We start from the raw sequence: 21211 nt of genomic DNA, 5'->3' as shown, positions 1-21211 counted from the left end.
CCAATCAATACCTCTGGGATCTGAAGTGTGGCTCAGTCCAGTCAGTGTCACCAGCGACAAAAAGCAAGAGAATTAGCGGAAAGTGCAACCAGGTGTTTAAAACATCGCGTCTTGTTACAGGCAGGCAAATTTTGGGCAAAAAAAACCTGCGCATCCGCGCAGGTTGGTGTAAATCATGTGATCAGCATTAGATGCTGACATCACCTATCAATACCTCTGGGACTTCAAATGTAGCAGTGGCTGAATACTTTTCGCCATGGCGAAATAGCAACAGCACGCTGCAAACTGTAAGCAAAGATTTAGTCTGAAATCATTAAAAATCCAGAACATGCCTTTATCTGCCGCTGCGCTTGAATTCCCATGTTCGCTAAGTGTAACGATTACACTCAAAACGCCCCCATTTTGCATAGGTTTGCGACAAGGAATACAGTTGCGACCTTGAAGTGACGCGTCTTTTCCGTAACACTTAAAGTTGTGTAAGCGTTTACCCACCAAGGAATATCTACGATGGCGACAATAAAGGATGTAGCAAGACTGGCAGGCGTTTCTGTCGCCACTGTGTCTCGTGTCATTAATGATTCACCAAAAGCCAGCGATGCATCACGTCAGGCAGTCACCTGCGCGATGGAAGAGCTAAATTATCACCCTAACGCCAATGCCCGTGCACTGGCACAGCAAACCACTGAAACTATTGGCCTTATCGTTGGTGATGTGTCCGACCCTTTCTTTGGCGCAATGGTAAAAGCGGTCGAACAAGTTGCTTACCGCACCGGCAATTTTTTGTTGATCGGCAACGGCTATCACAACGAACAAAAAGAGCGCCAGGCGATTGAACAACTCATTCGCCATCGGTGTGCGGCATTAGTGGTTCACGCGAAGATGATTCCTGATAGTGAGTTGATTTCTCTGATGAAGCAGATGCCTGGGATGGTGGTGATTAACCGCATCTTGCCCGGTTTTGAGCAGCGTTGTGTGGCGCTGGACGATCGCTATGGCGCGTGGCTCGCGACACGACATCTGATTCAGCAAGGCCATACCAAAATTGGTTATCTGTGTTCCAACCACCAGATTTCCGACGCGGATGACCGGCTACAGGGTTACTACGATGCGCTAACGGAGCACGGCTTGTCGGTGAATGATCGCTTAGTGACTTACGGTGAGCCGGATGAAAGTGGCGGTGAACAGGCCATGACCGAATTATTAGGTCGTGGGAAACATTTCAGTGCCGTCGCCTGTTATAACGATTCTATGGCCGCAGGTGCGATGGGCGTTCTAAACGACAACGGAATTGACGTACCAAAAGAGATTTCACTGATTGGCTTCGATGATGTGCTGATCTCGCGCTATGTGCGTCCACGTCTGACAACAGTGCGTTATCCGATAATCACCATGGCAGCACAAGCTGCAGAACTGGCACTGGCGCTGGCTGAAAAACGTGAATTACCCGAAATCACTCATATGTTTAGCCCAACACTTGTACGCCGCCATTCAGTCATTGCGTATTCAGGCGAATGATTTTCAGAGAGTGAATTGGTACAGATGGACGGGCGTATTTGGGTAGTCCAGGCCATCGCCAATGTACTGCCAGCCAAAGCGTTCGTAATAGCCTTTACTGGCTGAGTAGAGATAAAGCTGCGGGTAACCTAACGCACGGGCATGTTCGATAACGTGTTGTTGCAGTTTTGCCCCTAAGCCATGTCCGCGCTGGTTTTCATCGATGTAGAGTGCAGCCAGCCATGGATAAAGATCCTGGCGGCTAATCAGATCGCAACGCCACAATCCCACCGTTCCAACCAATTTCTCACCTTCTACGGCAACAAACGTCAGCGGCATTTCACCTTCCAGCTGGCTGGTTGTGATAATCGAGGCGAAAAAGTCCCGGCTATCGGGAGTACCAAACGCCTGCCACAGCCAGTCGGTGACTGGCTGTTCATGTTGCGGCTCGGCATAAAGTGGCACAATTTTCACATCAGTTTTCCCTGGAAGATAGGAACGGACTCGAACAAATAGCCGTCAAAATCAGGGGCATCAGAATCCGACTGTTCAAGCAGACTGTTTTTCACGTTCTCAAGATGCTGCCACATTGCCTGCCAAGACCCCATCACGTCCCTGCGGCGAAGTGCAGCCAGAATAGTTTGTAAGTCGCCAAGCCATTTCAGACGATAACTGCGGGAATCGATATGCGCGCGTAGTTGCTGCCACATTGGGCTGCTGTCCATATGACGCCAGATACTTTCAACCGTCGCCAGTAGCATCTGGTTTTGCGAAGCGCCTGCCAACACAAGATGAAACATTTTGCAGTTGTCCTGGCCCAGGTCATTAATCGCAATGGCACGCTGCTCTTGTTCAAGAATACGTTTGAGATTGTCGATATCAGCTTTAGTCGCCATTTTGGCAGCGAACGCCGCGATGTTGCTTTCCAGCAACTGGCGGGCCTGGAGCATTTCAAACGGGCCAATATCGCTACTGAAAAAGGCTTCTTCTTCCGCTTCGTTTTCTGCAGGAACACGGGTGACATACACTCCCGAGCCCTGTCGAATATCGACCGTACCTTGCAGTTCAAGCATGAGCAGTGCTTCACGGACGATGGTGCGGCTAACTCCGTAAGTCTCAGCAATATTTCGTTCCGGCGGTAAACGCGAACCAACCGGATACAATCCCTGTATTATTTGCGCGCGCAGATCCTCACCAATTTCCTGGTATTGTTTTTTTTCTGGCGAAAGTACGAGCTTATCCACAATGTTACCTACGTGTTTGCTAAAAAAGCGGCATAGTGTCCTGCCGCTGATTAATACCCATTAGCTTATCAAACTATTCATCTGAAATATTATTTCCATTCATCATCAAGGTTGAGCTGTAACATTCGAGATTCGCTGATAGACCGATACCAATGTGCTGATTTTTTAGCGCGCCGCTCGCGGTTGTTTTGCAGATTAATTTCAATCAAACCGTAGCGGTTTTTGAATGCATTCATCGGCGAAACGTTATCGGTGAATGCCCACAGCATATAACCCAGACAATTTGCCCCATCTTCACGGGCGCGCAGCGTCTGGTACAAATGCTCACTGATAAACGCAATCCGATAATCATCTTCAATCACGCCGTCGGCGTTGCGGAACTGCGCTTCATTTTCTGTACCCATTCCGCTTTCTGCGACAAACCACGGAATATTGCGGTACTCGGTTTTAATGCGCATCGCCATGTCATAAACGATGCGCGGGTAGATTTCCCAGCCACGCGATTTATTCATGCGCCGCCCCTGCAACTCAAACGGCTCATAATAATAAGCCGGATGGAATGGCGTCTCCGGGTTCCAGGCTCGCGACGGTGCTTTTACCCGATGTGGGTAGTACAAGTTAATCCCCAATTCATCAACGGTATTTTCGCGGATGATCGCGAGTTCTTGTTCTGTGTAATCCCATTGCACATTGTGTTTTTCAAGCAGGTCAATCAACTGCTGTGGATATTCTCCATTCACCAGAGGGTCGAGGAATACGCGGTTGTAGAACAGATCGTAAATTTGCGCGGCTTGCTGATCATGGGCGGCACTGGAACGTGCGTAAGTCACTTCCGGATTAAGAATGCAGCCTACGGTTCCGCTATATCCTTTCTCGCGGAATAGTTTTACGACTTTCGCAGTCGCGAGGTTTTTATGGTGATTCCACTGCATCCATTTATGGGTGTTTTGCTCGTATGGCCAGCGCAATGCATCAAGATAAACACGAGTTTGCACCACAATCGGCTCATTAAAGGTGAACCAGCGATTCACCTTGTGGGCATAGCGTGCAAAAACTTTCTCCGCGTATAACACATATAAATCGACGACTTTCTTCGACGCCCACCCACCGTAAGTTTCAAACAATGTGGCAGGCAGTTCGTAGTGTTCGAGGCAGATCATCGGCTCAATGCCGGTGCTGCGCATTTCGTCGATCAGATTGTCGTAGTACTGCGCATATTCTTCATCAACAACGCCATTTTCATAATCAGTGAAAAAGCGTGCCCAGTTGATGGAGGTGCGGTAATGCGTCAATCCTGCCTGTTTCATCAACGCCACGTCTTCGCGATAACGATTAATAAAATCCGTGGCGACCGCCGGACCATAGCCTTCATGCCAGACATGCCTGTCGTTTTTATACCAGGCGTCCAGCCACGAGTCCTGCCCTTCTTTTTTGCCGCTCCAGCCTTCTGTTTGCCAGGCTGATGCTGCAGCGCCAAGGATGAAATCTTTTGGGATGGTGATTTTTACGTTGCTCATGCCTTCCTCACGCGTTATTGGCAATTTGTTGCTGCTCGGCCAACAGTTGCGCCTGTTCGGCACGTCGGGAGGCAATTTTCACAAATGGCAGGTAAATCAGAATGGATACCAGAATGCAGCCCAATTGCGTGACCACCGCGCCCATAGAACCCGCGGTCGAAAGCCAGGCATTGATCAGTGGCGGTGTGGTCCATGGCACCATCACCACGGCTTTACCGGCAAAACCCATGGCGGTTGCGAAGTAGCCAATGGTGCCGGTCACCAACGGCGTAATAATGAAAGGAATCGCCAAAATAGGATTAAGCATAATCGGCATACCAAAAATCACTGGCTCGTTAATATTGAAGATCCCAGGGCCAAAAGAGAGCTTGGCTATCTCCTTCATTTCTTTTCTTTTTGTCGCAATCATCACCGCAATCAGCAGACCGATGGTTAAGCCAGAACCACCAATACTCATATACACATCCCAGAACGGCATGGTGATGATATTAGGAATCTCTTTGCCCTGTTCAAACGCACTCATGTTGACGGTAATCGCCCCCAGCAGCAGCGGCTCGCGGATAGGCTTAATCATCTGGTTACCGTGAATTCCGATAACCCAGAAAAGCTGCGCCACAAACATCAACAGCAGAATTCCCGGCAAGCTTTGCACCACTTTTTCCAGCGGTTGTTGCACCACCTGATAGACTGCGTCATACAAGTACATACCGGTAGTTTGATGGAAGATAAAACCAAAGGTCGCTATAGCGGTAACGGTAATGATCGACGGGATCAACGCGGAGAAAGAGGCCGAAACGTTTGGTGGAACGGTGTCAGGCATTTTGATCTTCAGCCCTTCCCTTTTTTCTAGCCAGCAGTAAATTTCAACCGACAAAATGGCGATAAACATGCCAAGGAACAGACTGCGGGTATCAGAAAACTGGCGTGCCAGAATGTCTTTCACCATATGCATCTGCCCGTCGACCATCATCTCGATGGTGGTCGGTGTAACACAGATAAAGCAGATCACCGCCAGCAAGCCCGGGAACAGACTTTTAATACCGTTGATCCGGCCCAGTTCGATACCAATCAGGAACACCGCACCAATGTTCAAAAAGTTAAGCGTGGCGTAGTTTATCGCCGCGGTAATCGGCTTTAGTTGTGCGAGAAACGACAGCGCAGAAAAACTGGCAAGACCGTTTTTGGGATCTAGCACCATGTTGGATATTAGTACTGAGAATGCCCCGACGATGATCACTGGCATCAGGGTAATAAAGGAAGATTTGATCGCCATAATATAGCGGTAGCTATTGAATTTAGTGGCAAAACTTCCCAGAGAGTCGATTAACTTTTCCTGCAAAGCCATAGGGTATACCTCTGTGTTGTCGTTTTTTATTATTTACTGCGATGGAAGACGACCGATTTGGCATACCAAAAATAGAAGTAACTGCGTAACACTTCCGTGACAAATGTCCCACATTGTTATATTGGAATTCCAATGCCAACCAATTCACTTATTTTGGTATACCAAATAGAGGTAAGTAGCCTTAATCATTCAAAAGCGTGATCCGTGGCATAACGAACCCGCAAGCCCGATGTTTCAAAAGCACAGCATGTTAAACTAGCGAAATCATGCGACCACGCAGCAAGCGTCTTAATCAGGAATGAATTGATGGTAACAATGCTGGATGTCGCGCTACGCGCTGGCGTTTCTAAAGCAACGGTATCACGCGTGCTCAACGGGATTGGGCAAGTCAAAGAGAGCACCCGTGAACAGGTATTTAACGCCATGGAAGAGTTGGGCTACCGGCCTAACTTTTTGGCACGATCTCTTGCCAATCGCAGCAGTAATAGCGTTGGTCTGGTGGTGTCTACTTTTGATGGCTTCTACTTTGGACGCCTGCTCCAGCAAGCCTCACGCCAGACTGAAGTCTGGGGTAAACAGCTGATTGTCACTGATGGGCACGACACGCCGCAAAAGGAGCTGGAAGCCGTTCAAATGCTGGTGGACAGGCATTGCGACGCTATTGTGCTGTACACCCGCTTTATGAATGAACGTACATTACTTTCGCTCATCAATAGCATCAAAGTGCCACTGGTCGTCATTAACCGTGATGTAAGCCAGGCTCGCGATCGCTGCGTGTTCTTCGAGCAACAAGATGCTGCATTTCAGGCGACCGAATACCTCGTTCAGCAAGGGCATCGCGACATTGCATGCATTACGGTGCCAATTTCCACACCAACTGGCCAGGCGCGCCTGATGGGTTATCGAAAAGCGCTACAAAAGCATGGTATTGCCTTTAGTGAAGAGCGGGTCAAATATGGTGATTCAAGCATGGAACTCGGCCATAAACTGTGCCAGGAATTGCTTGAAAGTCGCGTACCATTTACCGCACTGTTTGCCTGCAACGATGATATGGCATTAGGTGCTTCGAAAGCTTTGCATCAGGCAGGCGTGCGAATTCCACAGGATATTTCGTTGTTTGGTTTCGATGATGCACCGAGCGCTCAATGGCTGGAACCTGCGCTATCCAGTGTCTATTTGCCTATCGATAGCATGATAACCACGGCTATCGATCAAGTCATAAAACTGGCAAACGGCGAGTCGCTAGAAGCAATCCCACCGTTTGTCGGCAAGCTGGTATTACGTGATTCAGTCGGCCCGGGCCCGTATTACATTTCCAGCGCAAGCAATTCCTGAATAGTCTGGCGGCGGCGAATCAGTCGCGCCGCGCCATTATCAAATAACACTTCAGGCAACAATGGACGGCTGTTGTAATTAGACGACATTGATGCGCCATACGCCCCGGTATCGTGTAGCACCAGATAATCTCCCACCTGTACCGGCGGCAGCGTGCGAGTTTCTACTTTTCCGCCTTCCTGTTGGGTAAATACATCCCCCGATTCACATAATGGCCCGGCGACGACAGTTTCGACTAACGGGAGCTGAGTCAGCTCACGCCCGTCACCCGCTAAAGCAGAAATATGGTGGTAGCTGCCGTACATCGACGGGCGCATGAGATCGTTAAACCCGGCATCAATCAGCACGAAGTGGCGCGATCCCATGTTTTTCACCGAACGTACCTGAGCCACCAGCACACCTGACTGTGCTACCAGGAAACGGCCAGGTTCAATTTCAAGTTTCACCGGGTGCCCCAGACGCTGAGCAATTTTTTCACGTGCAGCATTCCACAGTCCGTAATAGTGATTGGTGTCGATAGTCTCTTCACCTTCACGATACGGAATAGACAAGCCACCACCTGCGGAAATCGCTTCCAGATCCTGACCAAAATCAATCACCTGCTGTACCATCGCACCACAAACACGCTCAAGGTGACCGTAATCCACACCAGAACCAATATGCATATGGATGCCGACCAAATGCAGTTTGTAGCGCTGAATAATTTCCAGTGCCTGCGGTAAATCTGCGTGCCAGATACCGTGTTTGCTGTTTTCGCCACCGGTATTGGTTTTCTGGCTGTGGCCATGGCCGAAGCCAGGGTTGACACGCAACCAGACGCGATGACCTGGAGAAACCTCGCCAAGCTGTTGCAGCATATCCACGGAACCCGCGTTCACAGGAATCTGTTGTTCGGCGACCAGTTGTAACGTCGGCTGGTCAATCATATCGGCGGTGAATACGATATCGTCGTGATTTTCCAATGGCTTGTAACCTGCAGCCAGCGCACGCTCAATTTCGCCCTGCGAAACGGAATCCACCTTCACGCCCTGCTCGCACATCAGACGCAAAATATGAATATTGGAGCACGCTTTTTGCGCGAAGCGAATCACATCAAACTGACGCAGTTGAGCAATCTGCTGGCGAATAATTTCAGCATCGTAAACCCAGATTGGGCAGCCAAATTCGGCTGGCAATGCCAGCAGGTTTTGCGCATTCAAAGCAGTGTCGGTGTTATTCAGTGGGCGTGGCATGGTGGGCTCCGGCAACAATTTGTTTTTTGTATTACGCCACAGAGTGAAGTGAAGAAAAAATATCTCTTTAGCAAGAGTCTATGCAAAACTGATATAGATAAAGGAGACTATCATGCCCTCAATAACTCTGCGCCATATTGAAATTTTTCACGCGATAATGACCGCCGGTAACCTCACCGAAGCCGCAGGGTTGCTTCATACTTCGCAGCCTACCGTTAGCCGCGAACTGGCAAGACTTGAGAAGTTAATTGGTCTGCAATTGTTCGAACGTAGCCGTGGGCGTTTGCACCCGACAGTGCAAGGTTTACGGTTATTTGAAGAGGTACAGCGCTCCTGGTACGGGTTGGACAGAATTCTGAGTGCCGCTGAGAGCTTACGTGAATTCCGCCAGGGCGAGCTCTCCATAGCCTGTCTGCCGGTGTTTTCACAATCATTCTTGCCAATGTTGATTCAACCTTTTCTGGCACGCTACCCGGAATTGAGTCTGAATATTGTGCCGCAGGAATCACCGCTGTTAGAGGAGTGGCTATCAGCTCAGCGCCATGATTTAGGGTTAACCGAAAACACCACAACACCTGCCGGAACGGAGCGCCAGACGTTACTGACGCTCAATGAAGTGTGCGTGTTACCCGCAGGGCATCACCTCGCCGATAAAAAAGTACTCACACCGCAAGATTTCGCTGGGGAAAACTACATTAGCCTTTCACGCACAGACAGCTATCGCCAGTTGTTGGATTCACTATTTCAGGAGCACGACGTTAAGCGACGAATGGTGATGGAAACACACAGTGCAGCCTCAGTTTGCGCGATGGTACGTGCGGGTGTGGGTGTATCGGTGGTCAATCCGTTGACCGCTCTGGATTATGCTTCAAGTGGCGTGGTTGCCCGCCGATTTAGCGTGGCGGTGCCGTTTACGGTGAGCCTGATTCGCCCACTTCACCGCCCTGCTTCTGCGCTAGTCACGGCGTTCAGCGAACACCTGCAAAATAGTATGCAGATTTACATCGAGCCGCTAAATCAGCTGCTCGATGCCTGAATTACTGCTCGGTCACCGGCTGATGGTGACCCGTTCCGCTGCTAAAGTTAATCAGGCAAATGATAAGCCCGATAGCCGCAAGCCCTGCTGCCGCGACCGGAACGGCAGTCAGACCAAAACCGTGAGCAATAACTGTGCCGCCAACCCATGCACCGAGCGCATTGCCGACATTAAAAGCCGCAATATTCAGCGTCGAAACCAGGTTCGGTGCATCTTTACCGTGCAGCACAACGTTGATTTGCAGCGCGGGGACGGTTGCAAAAGCCGCCATTGCCCAAAGGAATAAGGTGATTTCCGCAAGCCACATTCCGTGGCTGGTCCAGCGAAACAGCAGAGAGAAGATAGCAATCAAGCTAAAACTCAGTATCAAACTAAAGGAAACTTTCCAATCTGCCAGACGCCCACCAAGGATATTGCCAACCGTTAAACCGGCACCAATCAAGAACAGTGTCCAGCTTACGCCTTGATGAGTCACTCCCGTCACCTGTAACAACATTGGGGCAATGTAGCTAAATAAGGTGAACATCGCTGCGGCAAAAAACACCGTCATCGCCAAAGAAAGCCAAAGCTTGCCATTAGCCAGTGCGCTGACTTCACGTTTAAGGTCGGTCGGCGCTTCCTCTTTCTGCGATGGCAGGCTGACAATCAGCGCAATAAAGGCAACCACACCGATAATCGCCACTCCCCAAAACGTCGAACGCCAACCGTACAATTGCCCAAACCAGGTGCCAATCGGCACGCCCAACACATTGGCCAGCGTCAGACCGGTGAACATAAGTGCCACCGCTGATGCTTTACGATTAGGGGCAACCAGACTTGCAGCTACCACCGCGCCAATTCCGAAGAAGGCACCGTGGCACAGCGCGGTAATTATGCGAGCCAGCATCAGGAATTGGTAATTCAGCGCTAAGGCACACAGGATGTTACCGACAATAAAAATCACCATCAGTAGTACCAGTGAGAGTTTGCGTGGCAATCGTGCCGTAAGCAAAGCCATGATAGGTGCGCCAATCGCCACACCTAGCGCATAGCCACTAATCAACCAACCGGCTGTGGGAATAGAGATCGCCAGATCTCCTGCCACATCGGGCAACAGGCCCATAATAACGAACTCCGTTGTGCCGATGGCAAATGCACTCATCGCCAGCGCGAGTAAGGAAATAGGCATGGAATAACTCCAGGTTGCAGAAATAACAAAAGGCGGGAGAACTGTGTTCGACCGCCAGATTACGAGGATGTCAGAGGTGCAGCTTGTTTGGAAAAACGTGCGCTGCTTAACAAATTAATAACACAAAAAACGCCGGGGGTGACCCGACGTACGCTAAGGATACTCTTTTTTATGGTTTAACCATTTGAAATACGAAATAAAAAAATATTACTCAGCCAGCATAAAATTCACCGCGTCGGCCGCGTGAATCGTAGCGGTATCGAAGACTGGGAGCGGGCAATCCTGTTGGTTTAACAGCAACCCAATTTCAGTACAGCCAAAAATCACACCTTGTGCACCCTGCCCTTGTAGCTTTTCAATTACTTGCTGATAGTAGCGTTTCGATTCTTCGGTGATTTTCCCAAGGCAAAGCTCTTCGAAGATAATCTGGTTGATACGCAAACGTTGAGGCTCTTCCGGGATAAGAGTTTCGATACCAAACTCAGCACTCAGGCGGCCACGATAGAAATCTTGTTCCATGGTGTAACGCGTGCCAAGCAGCGCAACACGCTGCACATTTTGCGCAGTAATCGCACGGCCAGTTGCATCAGCGATATGCAAAAACGGCAGCCCACAGCGCGATTCAATATGGTGCGCGACTTTGTGCATCGTGTTGGTGCACAACACAATACCTTCCGCTCCGGCTTTCTGCAGCCCTAACGCTGCCTGTGCCAGCATATCGCCAGCTAGATCCCATTCGCCTTTTGACTGGCAAGCTTCAATCTCATGAAAATCAACACTATGCAGAACAATTTTCGCTGAATGTAGGCCGCCTAATCGTTCCTTAATGCCTTCATTAATTAAACGATAATAAGGGATGGTCGACTCCCAACTCATCCCGCCCAGCAAACCAATTGTTTTCATGACTTTTCACCTGTTAACTTTTATTACTTTGGTTATATCAGAGAGATTACCTGGCAGGAAAGCGTGATCTGCCTTACAAAACGCTGTTGTGAACTACCGTAAAAGGACTTTTCAAGATACGATTAATTAAATGAAACAATGTTTCACATAAAAAGGATCGCGAATGTTCACTTTTATTAAAGATACCAAACTGGAAGATTTAGGTGCTGGCGTAAGTCGTCGTATTCTTGCGCACGACGGTAAAATGATGGGTGTACAGGTTAACTTTGAAGCTGGCGCAATTGGCCCGATGCATAACCATCCACATGAGCAGTTGACCTACGTACTTTCCGGCGAGTTTGAATTCACTATCGGTGATGAAACTCACCGCGTTACAGCGGGTGATACGTTATATAAAGAACCGCATGTGATGCATGGCTGCGTATGCCTGAAGGCGGGTACTCTGCTAGACACCTTTACCCCAGTGCGTGAAGACTTCCTAAAGTAGGGTACAAAAAAACGGCGCCTGATAAGGCGCCGCTTGTGAGAAAACTAATTTAGATGTCTTCAATCGATATGCATACGAGATGTGAATGCACCACGCACCAACACCACACCTGAAGCGACAATCAAACCCACTAGTGACGCCAACACGATAATCAGCGCTTTACCTGGGCCATTTTTTTTCAGTGGCAACGAAGGCTGCATCTGGAATTGGTAAGGCTTGAAGTCGATATTGCCAAGATTAATTGATTCTAAAGCACTAAGAACATGATCACGGTTTTGCATTGATGCATTCAATTGAGCCACATCTTTGATCGACTGCTCAATCTTCAATTTTTCCGTAAGGCCTTTAGCACCGAGCGCAACAGAGTAATCAGGGTCATCTTTTACCGCCTGGCCATTACTATATACAGGGTCTTTCAGGCCTGCAGCATTTGCTACCTGCAGTGAATACCCCAGACGTTCCAGGTTAACATTGTGCTGATTCTCAAGCGCAATACGGTCAAGAGCCAGTTTGTTTTTTTCAAATGCCACTTTGAGCTCAAGAGCATTTTTTACATTGGAGATAACGTCTTTGTTCACTTCATCAGCAACAAACTCAACATAGCTTTTCAACACCTGTTGAGCTGTTTCCGCATCTGGTGCGGTAAAACTTAGCGTCCAGGAAGAATAAGGAGCATTGTCGGTTTTTTTAGGATCGATATTGTTTACTGCTTTGAAGTTTTCCGAAACGTTGGATATTGCGCGATATAGCGCACTCTTATCTACATCCGCATTTTTCACCAAAGTCTGTACATAAGGAGATTTTGCCAGAAATTGCTCGCGCAGCTCTTGCGATTCAAATTTCTTCAAAAACATATTATAGAGACTACCCGCATCAACATTCGCATCCACACCAAGCACCGTCATATCCACCAGCGCACGGCGCAGCCCAATCATATTTCTTGTTTCAGGCGGGGTGATAATCGCTTCACTAGTCCATTTTTGCGGCAGTAGAAAACTGACAGCCAGTCCACATAATGCAAACAGTAGCGTAATGGTAATTATCTGTTTTTTTGCCGCGTAAAGAGCAGACATCAGACCTAGTAAGTCGATCTCTTCGTGGCGAGGAGCCATAAGTGGGTATGGAGACGCGTTCTCTAATTGATTGGTTTTCATTTCTATAGAAGACATAACTAGCCGGTTTTTTTAAGTTATTGAGAAAAATACCCGTCTAACTTCCAGGAGCAGGAAATTAAGCAGCGCTTACGCCAAAGAATGAGAAATAGGTTGGGTTTTTAAACCATTAGAAAGGCTGTATATCTTTTCCTTGTGCATGTCACTGTCGATATCAAAAACTGACTTTAAATAACAAAATCACCATCTGGTAACGCACTGATAACAAAGCCTTAACCCTGTAAAGAAACGTAACTCTCTTTAATGAATGGCCATTATTCCTAAGAATCAACTGAAAAACAACCACCAACTATTGCAGTTTAAAAACTAAGAATTTCTCCCTTCCTTTTTTCATCCCGAGCAAAACCTCGTCCATTTCACATTATCGAAACAGTGTTTCGACTTTGATCACATTTCCATCATGAATTGAATGACTCAGTTACAAATCGTAATAGGATTAATTAAAACGCTGTTTTACTAATCGGGAACCATGGTTCGCATGTTTATGAAATCTGAATGTAAATACAGAACACGAACAAACGACATGGATTTTTAATCTCTATTTATCAATTAATTATCAGGGAATGAATATGACAGGCACGCCCACCTCTTTCCGACCCATCCGTTTGGCTTCACGGGTGAGGCAATGAGTTTCAAGAACGATTTTTGCAAAAACAATTTTTAAACCATTGACCACCAGGTAGGTATGTATGAATGAAAACAAAATGCTGGGATTGGCATGGATTTCGCCCTACATAATAGGGTTGTTAGTCTTTACTGCCTTCCCGTTTGTTTCATCTTTCTTCCTCAGTTTTACTGAGTACGATTTGATGAACCCGCCGGTATTCACCGGTATTGAGAACTATCGCTACATGTTGACCGAAGATTCACTCTTCTGGAAATCCATGGGTGTGACTTTTGCGTATGTGTTTTTAACCATCCCGTTAAAACTCGCATTCGCACTTGGCATCGCGTTTGTGCTGAACTTTAAACTGCGCGGCATCGGTTTCTTCCGTACTGCATATTACATTCCGTCAATTCTTGGTAGCTCTGTTGCCATCGCCGTTTTGTGGCGCGCACTGTTTGCTATCGACGGCCTGCTGAACAGCTTTATTGGTGTGTTTGGTCTGGACCCGGTGAACTGGCTGGGCGAGCCGTCTCTGGCGCTGATGTCCGTTACGCTTTTGCGTGTCTGGCAGTTCGGCTCGGCGATGGTCATCTTCCTGGCAGCACTGCAAAACGTTCCGCAATCACAGTATGAAGCCGCAATGATCGACGGCGCGTCTAAATGGCAGATGTTCATGAAAGTGACCGTGCCTTTGATTACGCCGGTCATCTTCTTCAACTTCATCATGCAGACCACGCAGGCGTTCCAGGAGTTTACCGCACCGTACATCATCACCGGTGGCGGCCCGACTCACTACACCTACTTGTTCTCGCTCTACATCTACGACACCGCCTTCAAATACTTCGATATGGGTTATGGCGCGGCGCTGGCGTGGGTTCTGTTCCTGGTCGTGGCGGTCTTTGCCTCCATCGCCTTTAAGTCATCGAAATACTGGGTGTTCTACTCCGCAGATAAGGGAGGCAAAAATGGCTGATATCCAACCAAGCCAGCTAGCGGCTAAAAATGCGACGGACCTTGCAGAAGAAGAGATTGCGCGTACGTTGCGCCGTGAAAAAATCAGCCGCACCATCCGTTACGTGGTGCTGATTATTGTCGGTCTGTTGATGCTCTACCCGTTGGTGTGGATGTTCTCTGCGGCGTTTAAACCGAACCATGAGATCTTCACAACCCTCGGCCTGTGGCCTTCAAACCCAACCAGCGACGGCTTCGTCAACGGCTGGAAAACCGGTACTGAGTACACCTTTGGCCACTATATGTGGAACACAATGCAGTATGTGATTCCAAAAGTACTGCTAACCATTATCTCTTCAACGATTGTCGCTTACGGCTTTGCCCGTTTCGAAATCCCGTTCAAGAAGTTTTGGTTCGCAACTTTGATTACCACCATGTTGTTGCCAAGCACCGTGTTGCTAATCCCGCAATACCTGATGTTCCGTGAAATGGGCATGTTGAATAGCTACCTGCCGCTGTGGCTGCCAATGGCATTCGCAACCCAAGGGTTCTTTGTCTTCATGTTGATCCAGTTCCTGCGTGGTGTGCCACGCGATATGGAAGAAGCAGCGCAGATTGATGGCTGTAACTCCTTCCAGGTGCTGTGGTATGTGGTGGTGCCGATTCTGAAACCGGCCATTATCTCCGTCGCCCTGTTCCAGTTCATGTGGTCGATGAACGACTTTATCGGGCCGCTGATTTATGTGTACAGCGTAGACAAATACCCAATTGCACTGGCGCTCAAAATGTCTATCGACGTGACTGAAGGCGCTCCATGGAACGAAATTCTGGCAATGGCGAGCATCTCCATTCTGCCATCGATCATCATCTTCTTCCTGGCTCAACGCTACTTCGTACAAGGCGTGACCAGCAGCGGAATTAAAGGTTAAGTGAGGGAATATCATGGCTGAAGTTATTTTCAACAAATTGCAAAAAGTTTACTCCAACGGCTTTCAGGCGGTTCATGGTATCGACCTGAAAATTGAAGACGGTGAATTTATGGTTATCGTCGGCCCATCCGGCTGCGCGAAATCAACCACCCTGCGCATGCTGGCGGGCCTTGAAACCATCAGCGGCGGCGAAGTCAGAATTGGCGACCGCGTGGTGAATAACCTGGCACCGAAATCTCGCGGTATCGCGATGGTGTTCCAGAACTATGCGCTCTATCCGCACATGACCGTGCGTGAAAACCTGGCCTTTGGCCTGAAACTCAGCAAGCTGCCAAAACAGCAGATCGAGTCCCAGGTGAATGAAGCAGCCAAAATTCTTGAGCTCGATGAGCTGATGGACCGCCTGCCGCGCCAGTTATCCGGCGGCCAGGCACAACGTGTGGCCGTAGGCCGTGCGATTGTGAAAAAACCTGACGTGTTCTTGTTTGACGAACCGTTATCTAACCTTGATGCCAAGCTGCGTGCGTCGATGCGTATTCGTATCTCCGACCTGCATAAGCAACTCAAGAAAAGCGGCAAGCCTGCGACCACTGTCTACGTAACCCACGATCAGACCGAAGCAATGACCATGGGCGACCGTATTTGCGTGATGAAACTGGGCCACATCATGCAGGTGGATACGCCAGATAATCTTTATCACTTCCCGAAAAACATGTTCGTGGCAGGCTTCATTGGTGCGCCAGAAATGAACATTCGCCCGAGCAAGCTGATCGAGAAAGATGGCCGTCTGCAAATTAGCGTGGGGAATGACACCCTGGCACTGAACGAGCGTCAGCAGAAGCGCTGCGCTGAGTACAAGAATCAGGACATATTCTTCGGTATCCGTCCTGAGTTTATTTCAATCTCTGATGAACCGTTCGCTGAAAGCCATTCAAGCGGTGAAATGGTGCGTGTAGAGAATATGGGCCATGAATTCTTCATCTACCTGAAAGTAGCTGATTTCGAAATGACCTGCCGCATCCCTTCCGATGAAGCTAAGCCAATGATTGAAAAAGGCCTTCACCGCAAGGTGTATTTCAAGTTTGACATGGAAAAATGTCATATTTTTGACGCTAAAACTGAACAGAACATCTCTCTCTAACAGGATCTATCATAATGAAAAAAGTGCTGTTAAGTACCCTGATTGCTTCTACTTTAGGAATGGCTGCCGGCTCGGCATTTGCGGCAGATGATGTTGATTTACGTATGTCCTGGTGGGGCGGCAACGGTCGCCATCAGGTCACACTGAAAGCAGTTGAAGAATTCCAGAAGCAACACCCGAACATTAAGGTGAAGTCTGAGTACACCGGTTGGGACGGCCACCTTTCGCGTCTGACTACACAGATTGCTGGCGGTACCGAGCCTGACGTGATGCAAACTAACTGGAACTGGCTGCCAATTTTCTCCAAAACCGGCACGGGCTTCTACGATCTGAACACTGTGAAAGGTGAATTGGATCTGACTCAGTTTGACCCGAAAGAGCTGCAAACCACCACCGTTGACGGCAAGCTGAACGGCATTCCAATCTCCGTGACTGCTCGTGTGTTCTATTTCAACGATGAGACCTGGAAAAAAGCGGGTGTTGAATACCCGAAAACCTGGGATGAGTTGATGGCGGCGGGTAAAACCTTTGAATCCAAACTGGGCAAGCAATATTTCCCAGTAGTGCTTGAGCACCAGGATACGCTGTCCCTGCTGCGCTCTTACATGGTGCAGAAATATAATATTCCTGAAATCGATACCGCGAAAAAGCAATTCGGCTACTCCAAAGAACAGTGGGTTGAGTTCTTTGGCATGTACAAAAAGCTTATCGACAGCCACGTAATGCCTGATACCAAATACTATGCGTCATTTGGTAAGAGCAATATGTATGAGATGAAGCCGTGGATTGAGGGAGAATGGGCCGGTACTTATATGTGGAACTCGACCATTAAAAAGTATTCCGACAACCTGAAGCCACCAGCGAAACTCGAGCTGGGTTCTTACCCAATGCTGCCAGGTGCAACAGACGCCGGTATGTTCTTTAAACCAGCACAGATGTTCTCTATCAGCAAAACGACCAAGCACTCGAAAGAAGCAGCGATGCTGATTAACTTCTTGCTGAACGAAAAAGCAGGCGTGGAAGCGCTGGGCCTTGAGCGTGGCGTTCCGTTGAGCAAAGCGGCTGTGACTCAGCTGACTGCTGATGGTGTGATTAAAGATAACGACCCGGCGGTTGCGGGCCTGAAACTGGCGCAATCTTTGCCAAACAAACTGCCAACATCGCCTTACTTTGATGACCCGCAGATTGTTTCCCTGTTCGGTACTTCTTTGCAGTACATCGACTATGGCCAGAAAACCGTAGAAGAAACCGCTGCTGAGTTTGAACGCCAGGGTAACCGTATTCTGAAACGCGCAATGCGTTAATTAGCCTAAGTATTTGGATAGATACCCTGCACCGCTTGCGGTGTTGTCTCTTAGTCACAACTCACCCTGGCAATTTTGTCAGGGTGAGATCTGTAAGCCTCGTTGATTTTCCGTTCACCCGTGCGTTCAGTTATCTCTTTCATTCCCGAAAACGGTGAACGTATCAAGGAGATTACGCCATCTCCTTGATAATCCAGGCACCCGGTCATTAAATTGCCGCTGCGCGGTAAACCCCAGCTTATCCCCAACATCAGGGTCGTTCGCGACTCGGTTATTCGGCACATCCCTGTGCCGAACCACTTCGTGGCCAACGCAAGCGTTGTTCAAAAATGTTCCTGACATTTTTGAACAACGGATCGCTCTCTTTCACGGCGGACGGCAGCTCAACCCTGACTTATGGCGAACACTGGGGGCAATTTATACCGGGAACAAGGTCAAAACCGGCTCGGTGTGGTCTTTGAATTTGAACTTTGGTTCCGGCTTCAATCGCGCCGTTTTTCACCCTTCAGTCGGGGTCACGTGGCCGGGAGCCACGTGAGTGAGCGATCGTCGGGAACGAGTCGCGAACGACCGCGAATGTTGGGTGAAAAACGGTGCTTACCGCTTGCGGCGATTGATTTGCCGGGAGTCCGGGTTCTTAGGGTGACGACGGTGGTCACCCTAAGACGTTCACCGGTACAGTGGCTATATAAAACACTGAACTCCAAGTGAACGGAACAGTCTCGCGACTCACAGAATAAAAAAAACCTCCTGGTTTCAGGAGGCTTCTCTATCGTTTGATGGTGTCGGGGGCGCTTCGCTTGCCCGACCTACGGGCTTGGTGTTGTACGGTGGATAAGCGTCATCCACCGCTGACCCGAATTAACGTGCTAACCAGCCGCCATCAACTGCAACGGTGTAACCGTTGATGTAATCAGAAGCAGTAGATGCCAGGAACACGATTGGACCTTTCAGATCTTCTGGCAGACCCCAACGACCAGCAGGAATACGCTCCAGAATTGCAGCGCTACGCTCTTCATCAGCACGCAGCTGTTGGGTGTTGTTGGTCGCCATGTAGCCCGGTGCGATAGCATTCACGTTGATACCGTGTTGTGCCCACTCGTTCGCCAGCAGACGAGTCACACCCATAACTGCGCTTTTAGAAGCAGTGTAAGACGGTACGCGGATGCCACCCTGGTAAGAGAGCATAGAAGCGATGTTAATGATTTTGCCGCCTTTGCCTTGAGCAATGAACTGGCGAGCCACAGCCTGAGACATGAAGAATACGCTCTTGATGTTCAGGTTCATTACGTCGTCCCAGTCTTTTTCGCTGAAGTTGATGGCATCTTCACGACGAATCAGACCTGCGTTGTTAACTAGAATGTCGATTTGGCCGAACTCAGCAACCGCACGCTCCAACAAAGATGGAATACCATCAATCTGGCGCAGGTCAGCGGTCAGGCTCAGGAAGCGGCGACCCAGAGCATTTACACGCTCGATGGTTTCAGCCGGTTCAACGATGTTGATACCAACGATGTCACAACCAGCTTCTGCAAGACCGATAGCCATACCCTGGCCCAGACCTGTATCACAACCAGTAACAACAGCAACTTTACCTTCCAGGGAGAATGAATCCAGAATCATGTAGGTTTCCTTTTTTTATACGGGCCTGCTGTAAGTGCAAGCATTTTGGGGAAAAATTTGTTCACGCAAATTGCGCAACTCATAAATCACTTACGGTAAAAACGCTGTTCCGTAATCTTTGATGGATTCATAGTAATCTTGTTGAAATCGCTTTTCAATTATAAATGAAACGTTGTTTCAACTTTCGGAGAATACTTCTCAAATTTGATATTTCGATCACGTTCCCTCTGCACTTACCCCCTTAAATGCATCTGTTTACTGAAAGTATTGTTAGTGGTGTTGCTGTTTAGTGAATGCAATCACATATATTGAAACAATGTTTTGATAAATTAACACCAGAATTTTGAACATTGATTTCACCGGATATCCGTTAGCATTCGAGTTGCAGGATGACGGGTATATGAATTGTCATTTAAAGGAGAGCATCATGGCTAAAGGTATGCGGGTTAAACTGGTTTACGAAGTGAGCCAGGACCCAGACACAGGCGTCGAAGTCACCCGCTTAACGCCACCGGAAGTAACGTGCCACCGCAATTACTTCTACCAAAAATGCTTTACCCAGGATGGCAGTAAGTTACTGTTTGCAGGCGAATTTGACGGTAACTGGAACTACTATCTGCTGGATATCGCCGCTGCCGAAGCCGTACAGTTAACGGAAGGTACTGGCGACAATACCTTTGGTGGTTTCCTCTCCCCGGATGACAAATCTCTCTATTATGTGAAGAACGAGCGCACTCTGCTGGAAGTTAACCTTGAAACTCTGGTTGAGCGTGAAGTTTATCGTGTACCTGCTGACTGGGTTGGTTACGGTACCTGGGTTGCTAACAGCGATTGCACCAAATTAGTCGGTATTGAAATTTCCAAAGACGATTGGGTTCCACTGAACGACTGGAAAATCTTCCATGACTTCTTCCATAAAGGACCAAACTGCCGCCTGCTGCGTGTGGATTTACAAACCGGCGAAAGCGCGGTTATCCATCAGGAAAAAAACTGGCTCGGCCACCCGATTTACCGCCCGTTCGATGACAACACTGTCGCGTTCTGCCACGAAGGCCCGCATGATTTAGTCGATGCGCGCATGTGGATGGTTAATGAAGACGGCAGCAACGTGCGCAAAGTGAAAGAACATGCGGAAGGCGAAAGTTGCACGCACGAATTCTGGGTGCCAAACGGTTCTTCGCTGATGTACGTTTCTTATTTGAAAGGTCAGCAAGGCCGCACCATTTATAGTTACAACCCAGATAACGGCGAAAATACCGAAGTCATGCAGATGCCAGCATGTTCACACCTGATGAGTAACTTCGATGGTTCGTTGCTGGTTGGAGACGGTTCCGGTACGCCGGTTGACGTTAAAGATACTAGCGGTTACACCATCGACAACGATCCATATTTATATGCCTTCGATGTAGCGAAAAAAGCTTATTTCCGCGTCGCTCGCCACGATACTTCCTGGGCAACTTTTGCTAATAGCCGCCAGGTTACGCATCCGCATCCTTCATTTACTCCGGATGACAGTGCCATTTTATTCAGCTCCGATAAAGATGGTAAGCCTGCACTGTATATTGCCAAAATGCCTGCTAACCCAGAATTAATTTCTGCCTGATAGATAAACATAGTGTGCCCTGTGTAGGCCTTGCCCTCTCTTTATGAGAGGGCTTTTTTATATCTATTTATTTAAGGTGTTGGTTGTGTACTTAAAATTAATCGCTTTATATCTTATTCA

General features: G+C 48.5%; 18 protein-coding genes. 9 read left to right on the top strand and 9 right to left on the bottom strand.

The window, feature by feature from the left end; all coding sequences use genetic code 11:
* The first annotated feature begins 507 nt into the window (after positions 1-507).
* The gene (galR, locus tag GC128_RS04315) at positions 508-1515 is read left to right on the top strand and encodes an HTH-type transcriptional regulator GalR (protein ID WP_064555224.1); all 1008 of its coding nucleotides are present in this window, start codon (positions 508-510) and stop codon (positions 1513-1515) included.
* Between the two features lie 3 nt (positions 1516-1518).
* On the opposite strand, the gene GC128_RS04310 is transcribed toward galR, so the two are convergent.
* The 4 genes from GC128_RS04310 to GC128_RS04295 all read right to left on the bottom strand — a co-directional run bounded on the left by GC128_RS04310 (position 1519) and on the right by GC128_RS04295 (position 5600).
* Positions 1519-1968: a GNAT family N-acetyltransferase gene (locus GC128_RS04310; protein WP_151993247.1), complete on the bottom strand. Its 450-nt coding sequence runs from the start codon at positions 1966-1968 to the stop codon at positions 1519-1521.
* A complete protein-coding gene (locus tag GC128_RS04305) occupies positions 1965-2738 on the bottom strand; it encodes a GntR family transcriptional regulator (RefSeq protein ID WP_134184500.1) in 774 nt (257 codons plus the stop codon). The genes GC128_RS04310 and GC128_RS04305 overlap by 4 nt, the downstream gene beginning before the upstream one ends.
* An 89-nt stretch (positions 2739-2827) precedes the next feature.
* On the bottom strand, positions 2828-4255 hold the full coding sequence (locus GC128_RS04300) for a glycoside hydrolase family 1 protein (RefSeq protein WP_151993246.1): 1428 nt from the start codon (positions 4253-4255) through the stop codon (positions 2828-2830).
* 7 nt (positions 4256-4262) lie between these two features.
* Positions 4263-5600, bottom strand: a complete 1338-nt coding sequence (locus GC128_RS04295; protein ID WP_134184504.1) for a PTS sugar transporter subunit IIC — start codon at positions 5598-5600, stop codon at positions 4263-4265.
* Between the two features lie 306 nt (positions 5601-5906).
* Here GC128_RS04295 and GC128_RS04290 point away from each other — a divergent pair, with 306 nt between their 5' ends.
* Positions 5907-6935 carry a LacI family DNA-binding transcriptional regulator gene (locus GC128_RS04290; protein WP_151993245.1) on the top strand — a complete coding sequence of 343 codons (1029 nt, stop codon included), beginning with the start codon at positions 5907-5909 and terminating at the stop codon, positions 6933-6935.
* Here the strand turns inward: GC128_RS04290 and lysA are convergent.
* Positions 6908-8167 (bottom strand): diaminopimelate decarboxylase, encoded by a 1260-nt coding sequence (lysA, locus tag GC128_RS04285; protein ID WP_151993244.1) that lies wholly within the window; start codon positions 8165-8167, stop codon positions 6908-6910. The two genes, GC128_RS04290 and lysA, sit on opposite strands and share 28 nt — an antisense overlap.
* 112 nt (positions 8168-8279) lie before the next feature.
* Here lysA and GC128_RS04280 point away from each other — a divergent pair, with 112 nt between their 5' ends.
* Complete coding sequence (locus GC128_RS04280; RefSeq protein ID WP_151993243.1) at positions 8280-9203, top strand: LysR family transcriptional regulator; 924 nt, start codon at positions 8280-8282, stop codon at positions 9201-9203.
* A 1-nt stretch (position 9204) separates the two neighbouring features.
* Here the strand turns inward: GC128_RS04280 and GC128_RS04275 are convergent, their stop codons facing one another.
* Both GC128_RS04275 and GC128_RS04270 read right to left on the bottom strand, forming a co-directional pair.
* Complete coding sequence (locus GC128_RS04275; RefSeq protein WP_151993242.1) at positions 9205-10371, bottom strand: MFS transporter; 1167 nt, start codon at positions 10369-10371, stop codon at positions 9205-9207.
* A 207-nt stretch (positions 10372-10578) separates the two neighbouring features.
* A complete protein-coding gene (locus GC128_RS04270) occupies positions 10579-11274 on the bottom strand; it encodes an aspartate/glutamate racemase (RefSeq protein ID WP_151993241.1) in 696 nt (231 codons plus the stop codon).
* 163 nt (positions 11275-11437) lie between these two features.
* Between GC128_RS04270 and GC128_RS04265 the strand changes: the two genes are divergently transcribed.
* Positions 11438-11761 carry a cupin domain-containing protein gene (locus tag GC128_RS04265; protein WP_151993240.1) on the top strand — a complete coding sequence of 108 codons (324 nt, stop codon included), beginning with the start codon at positions 11438-11440 and terminating at the stop codon, positions 11759-11761.
* 59 nt (positions 11762-11820) lie between these two features.
* Here the strand turns inward: GC128_RS04265 and wzz(fepE) are convergent, their stop codons facing one another.
* Positions 11821-12930, bottom strand: a complete 1110-nt coding sequence (gene wzz(fepE) / locus GC128_RS04260) for an LPS O-antigen length regulator Wzz(fepE) (protein ID WP_151993239.1) — start codon at positions 12928-12930, stop codon at positions 11821-11823.
* A gap of 692 nt (positions 12931-13622) precedes the next feature.
* Here wzz(fepE) and GC128_RS04255 point away from each other — a divergent pair.
* The 4 genes from GC128_RS04255 to GC128_RS04240 are packed head-to-tail and all read left to right on the top strand — an operon-like array spanning position 13623 to position 17865.
* Positions 13623-14513, top strand: coding sequence for a carbohydrate ABC transporter permease (locus GC128_RS04255; protein WP_064560709.1), 891 nt, complete (start codon positions 13623-13625; stop codon positions 14511-14513).
* On the top strand, positions 14506-15420 hold the full coding sequence (locus GC128_RS04250; RefSeq protein WP_064513487.1) for a carbohydrate ABC transporter permease: 915 nt from the start codon (positions 14506-14508) through the stop codon (positions 15418-15420). Before GC128_RS04255 ends, GC128_RS04250 begins: the two co-directional genes overlap by 8 nt.
* A gap of 13 nt (positions 15421-15433) precedes the next feature.
* Complete coding sequence (locus tag GC128_RS04245) at positions 15434-16561, top strand: ABC transporter ATP-binding protein (protein ID WP_064560715.1); 1128 nt, start codon at positions 15434-15436, stop codon at positions 16559-16561.
* Positions 16562-16575: 14 nt separating this feature from the next.
* Positions 16576-17865 carry an ABC transporter substrate-binding protein gene (locus tag GC128_RS04240; RefSeq protein ID WP_151993238.1) on the top strand — a complete coding sequence of 430 codons (1290 nt, stop codon included), beginning with the start codon at positions 16576-16578 and terminating at the stop codon, positions 17863-17865.
* An 861-nt stretch (positions 17866-18726) separates the two neighbouring features.
* Here the strand turns inward: GC128_RS04240 and kduD are convergent.
* Positions 18727-19488: a 2-dehydro-3-deoxy-D-gluconate 5-dehydrogenase KduD gene (kduD, locus tag GC128_RS04235; RefSeq protein WP_151993237.1), complete on the bottom strand. Its 762-nt coding sequence runs from the start codon at positions 19486-19488 to the stop codon at positions 18727-18729.
* Positions 19489-19915: 427 nt separating this feature from the next.
* On the opposite strand from kduD, the gene GC128_RS04230 reads away from it, so the two are divergent.
* Positions 19916-21091: an oligogalacturonate lyase family protein gene (locus tag GC128_RS04230; RefSeq protein ID WP_064513496.1), complete on the top strand. Its 1176-nt coding sequence runs from the start codon at positions 19916-19918 to the stop codon at positions 21089-21091.
* The last annotated feature ends 120 nt before the right edge of the window (positions 21092-21211 follow it).

This window comes from Buttiauxella massiliensis (genome assembly GCF_902500225.1).
In the GTDB taxonomy this organism is placed as follows: domain Bacteria; phylum Pseudomonadota; class Gammaproteobacteria; order Enterobacterales; family Enterobacteriaceae; genus Buttiauxella; species Buttiauxella massiliensis.
This window is presented reverse-complemented; position numbering and strand designations above follow the sequence as displayed.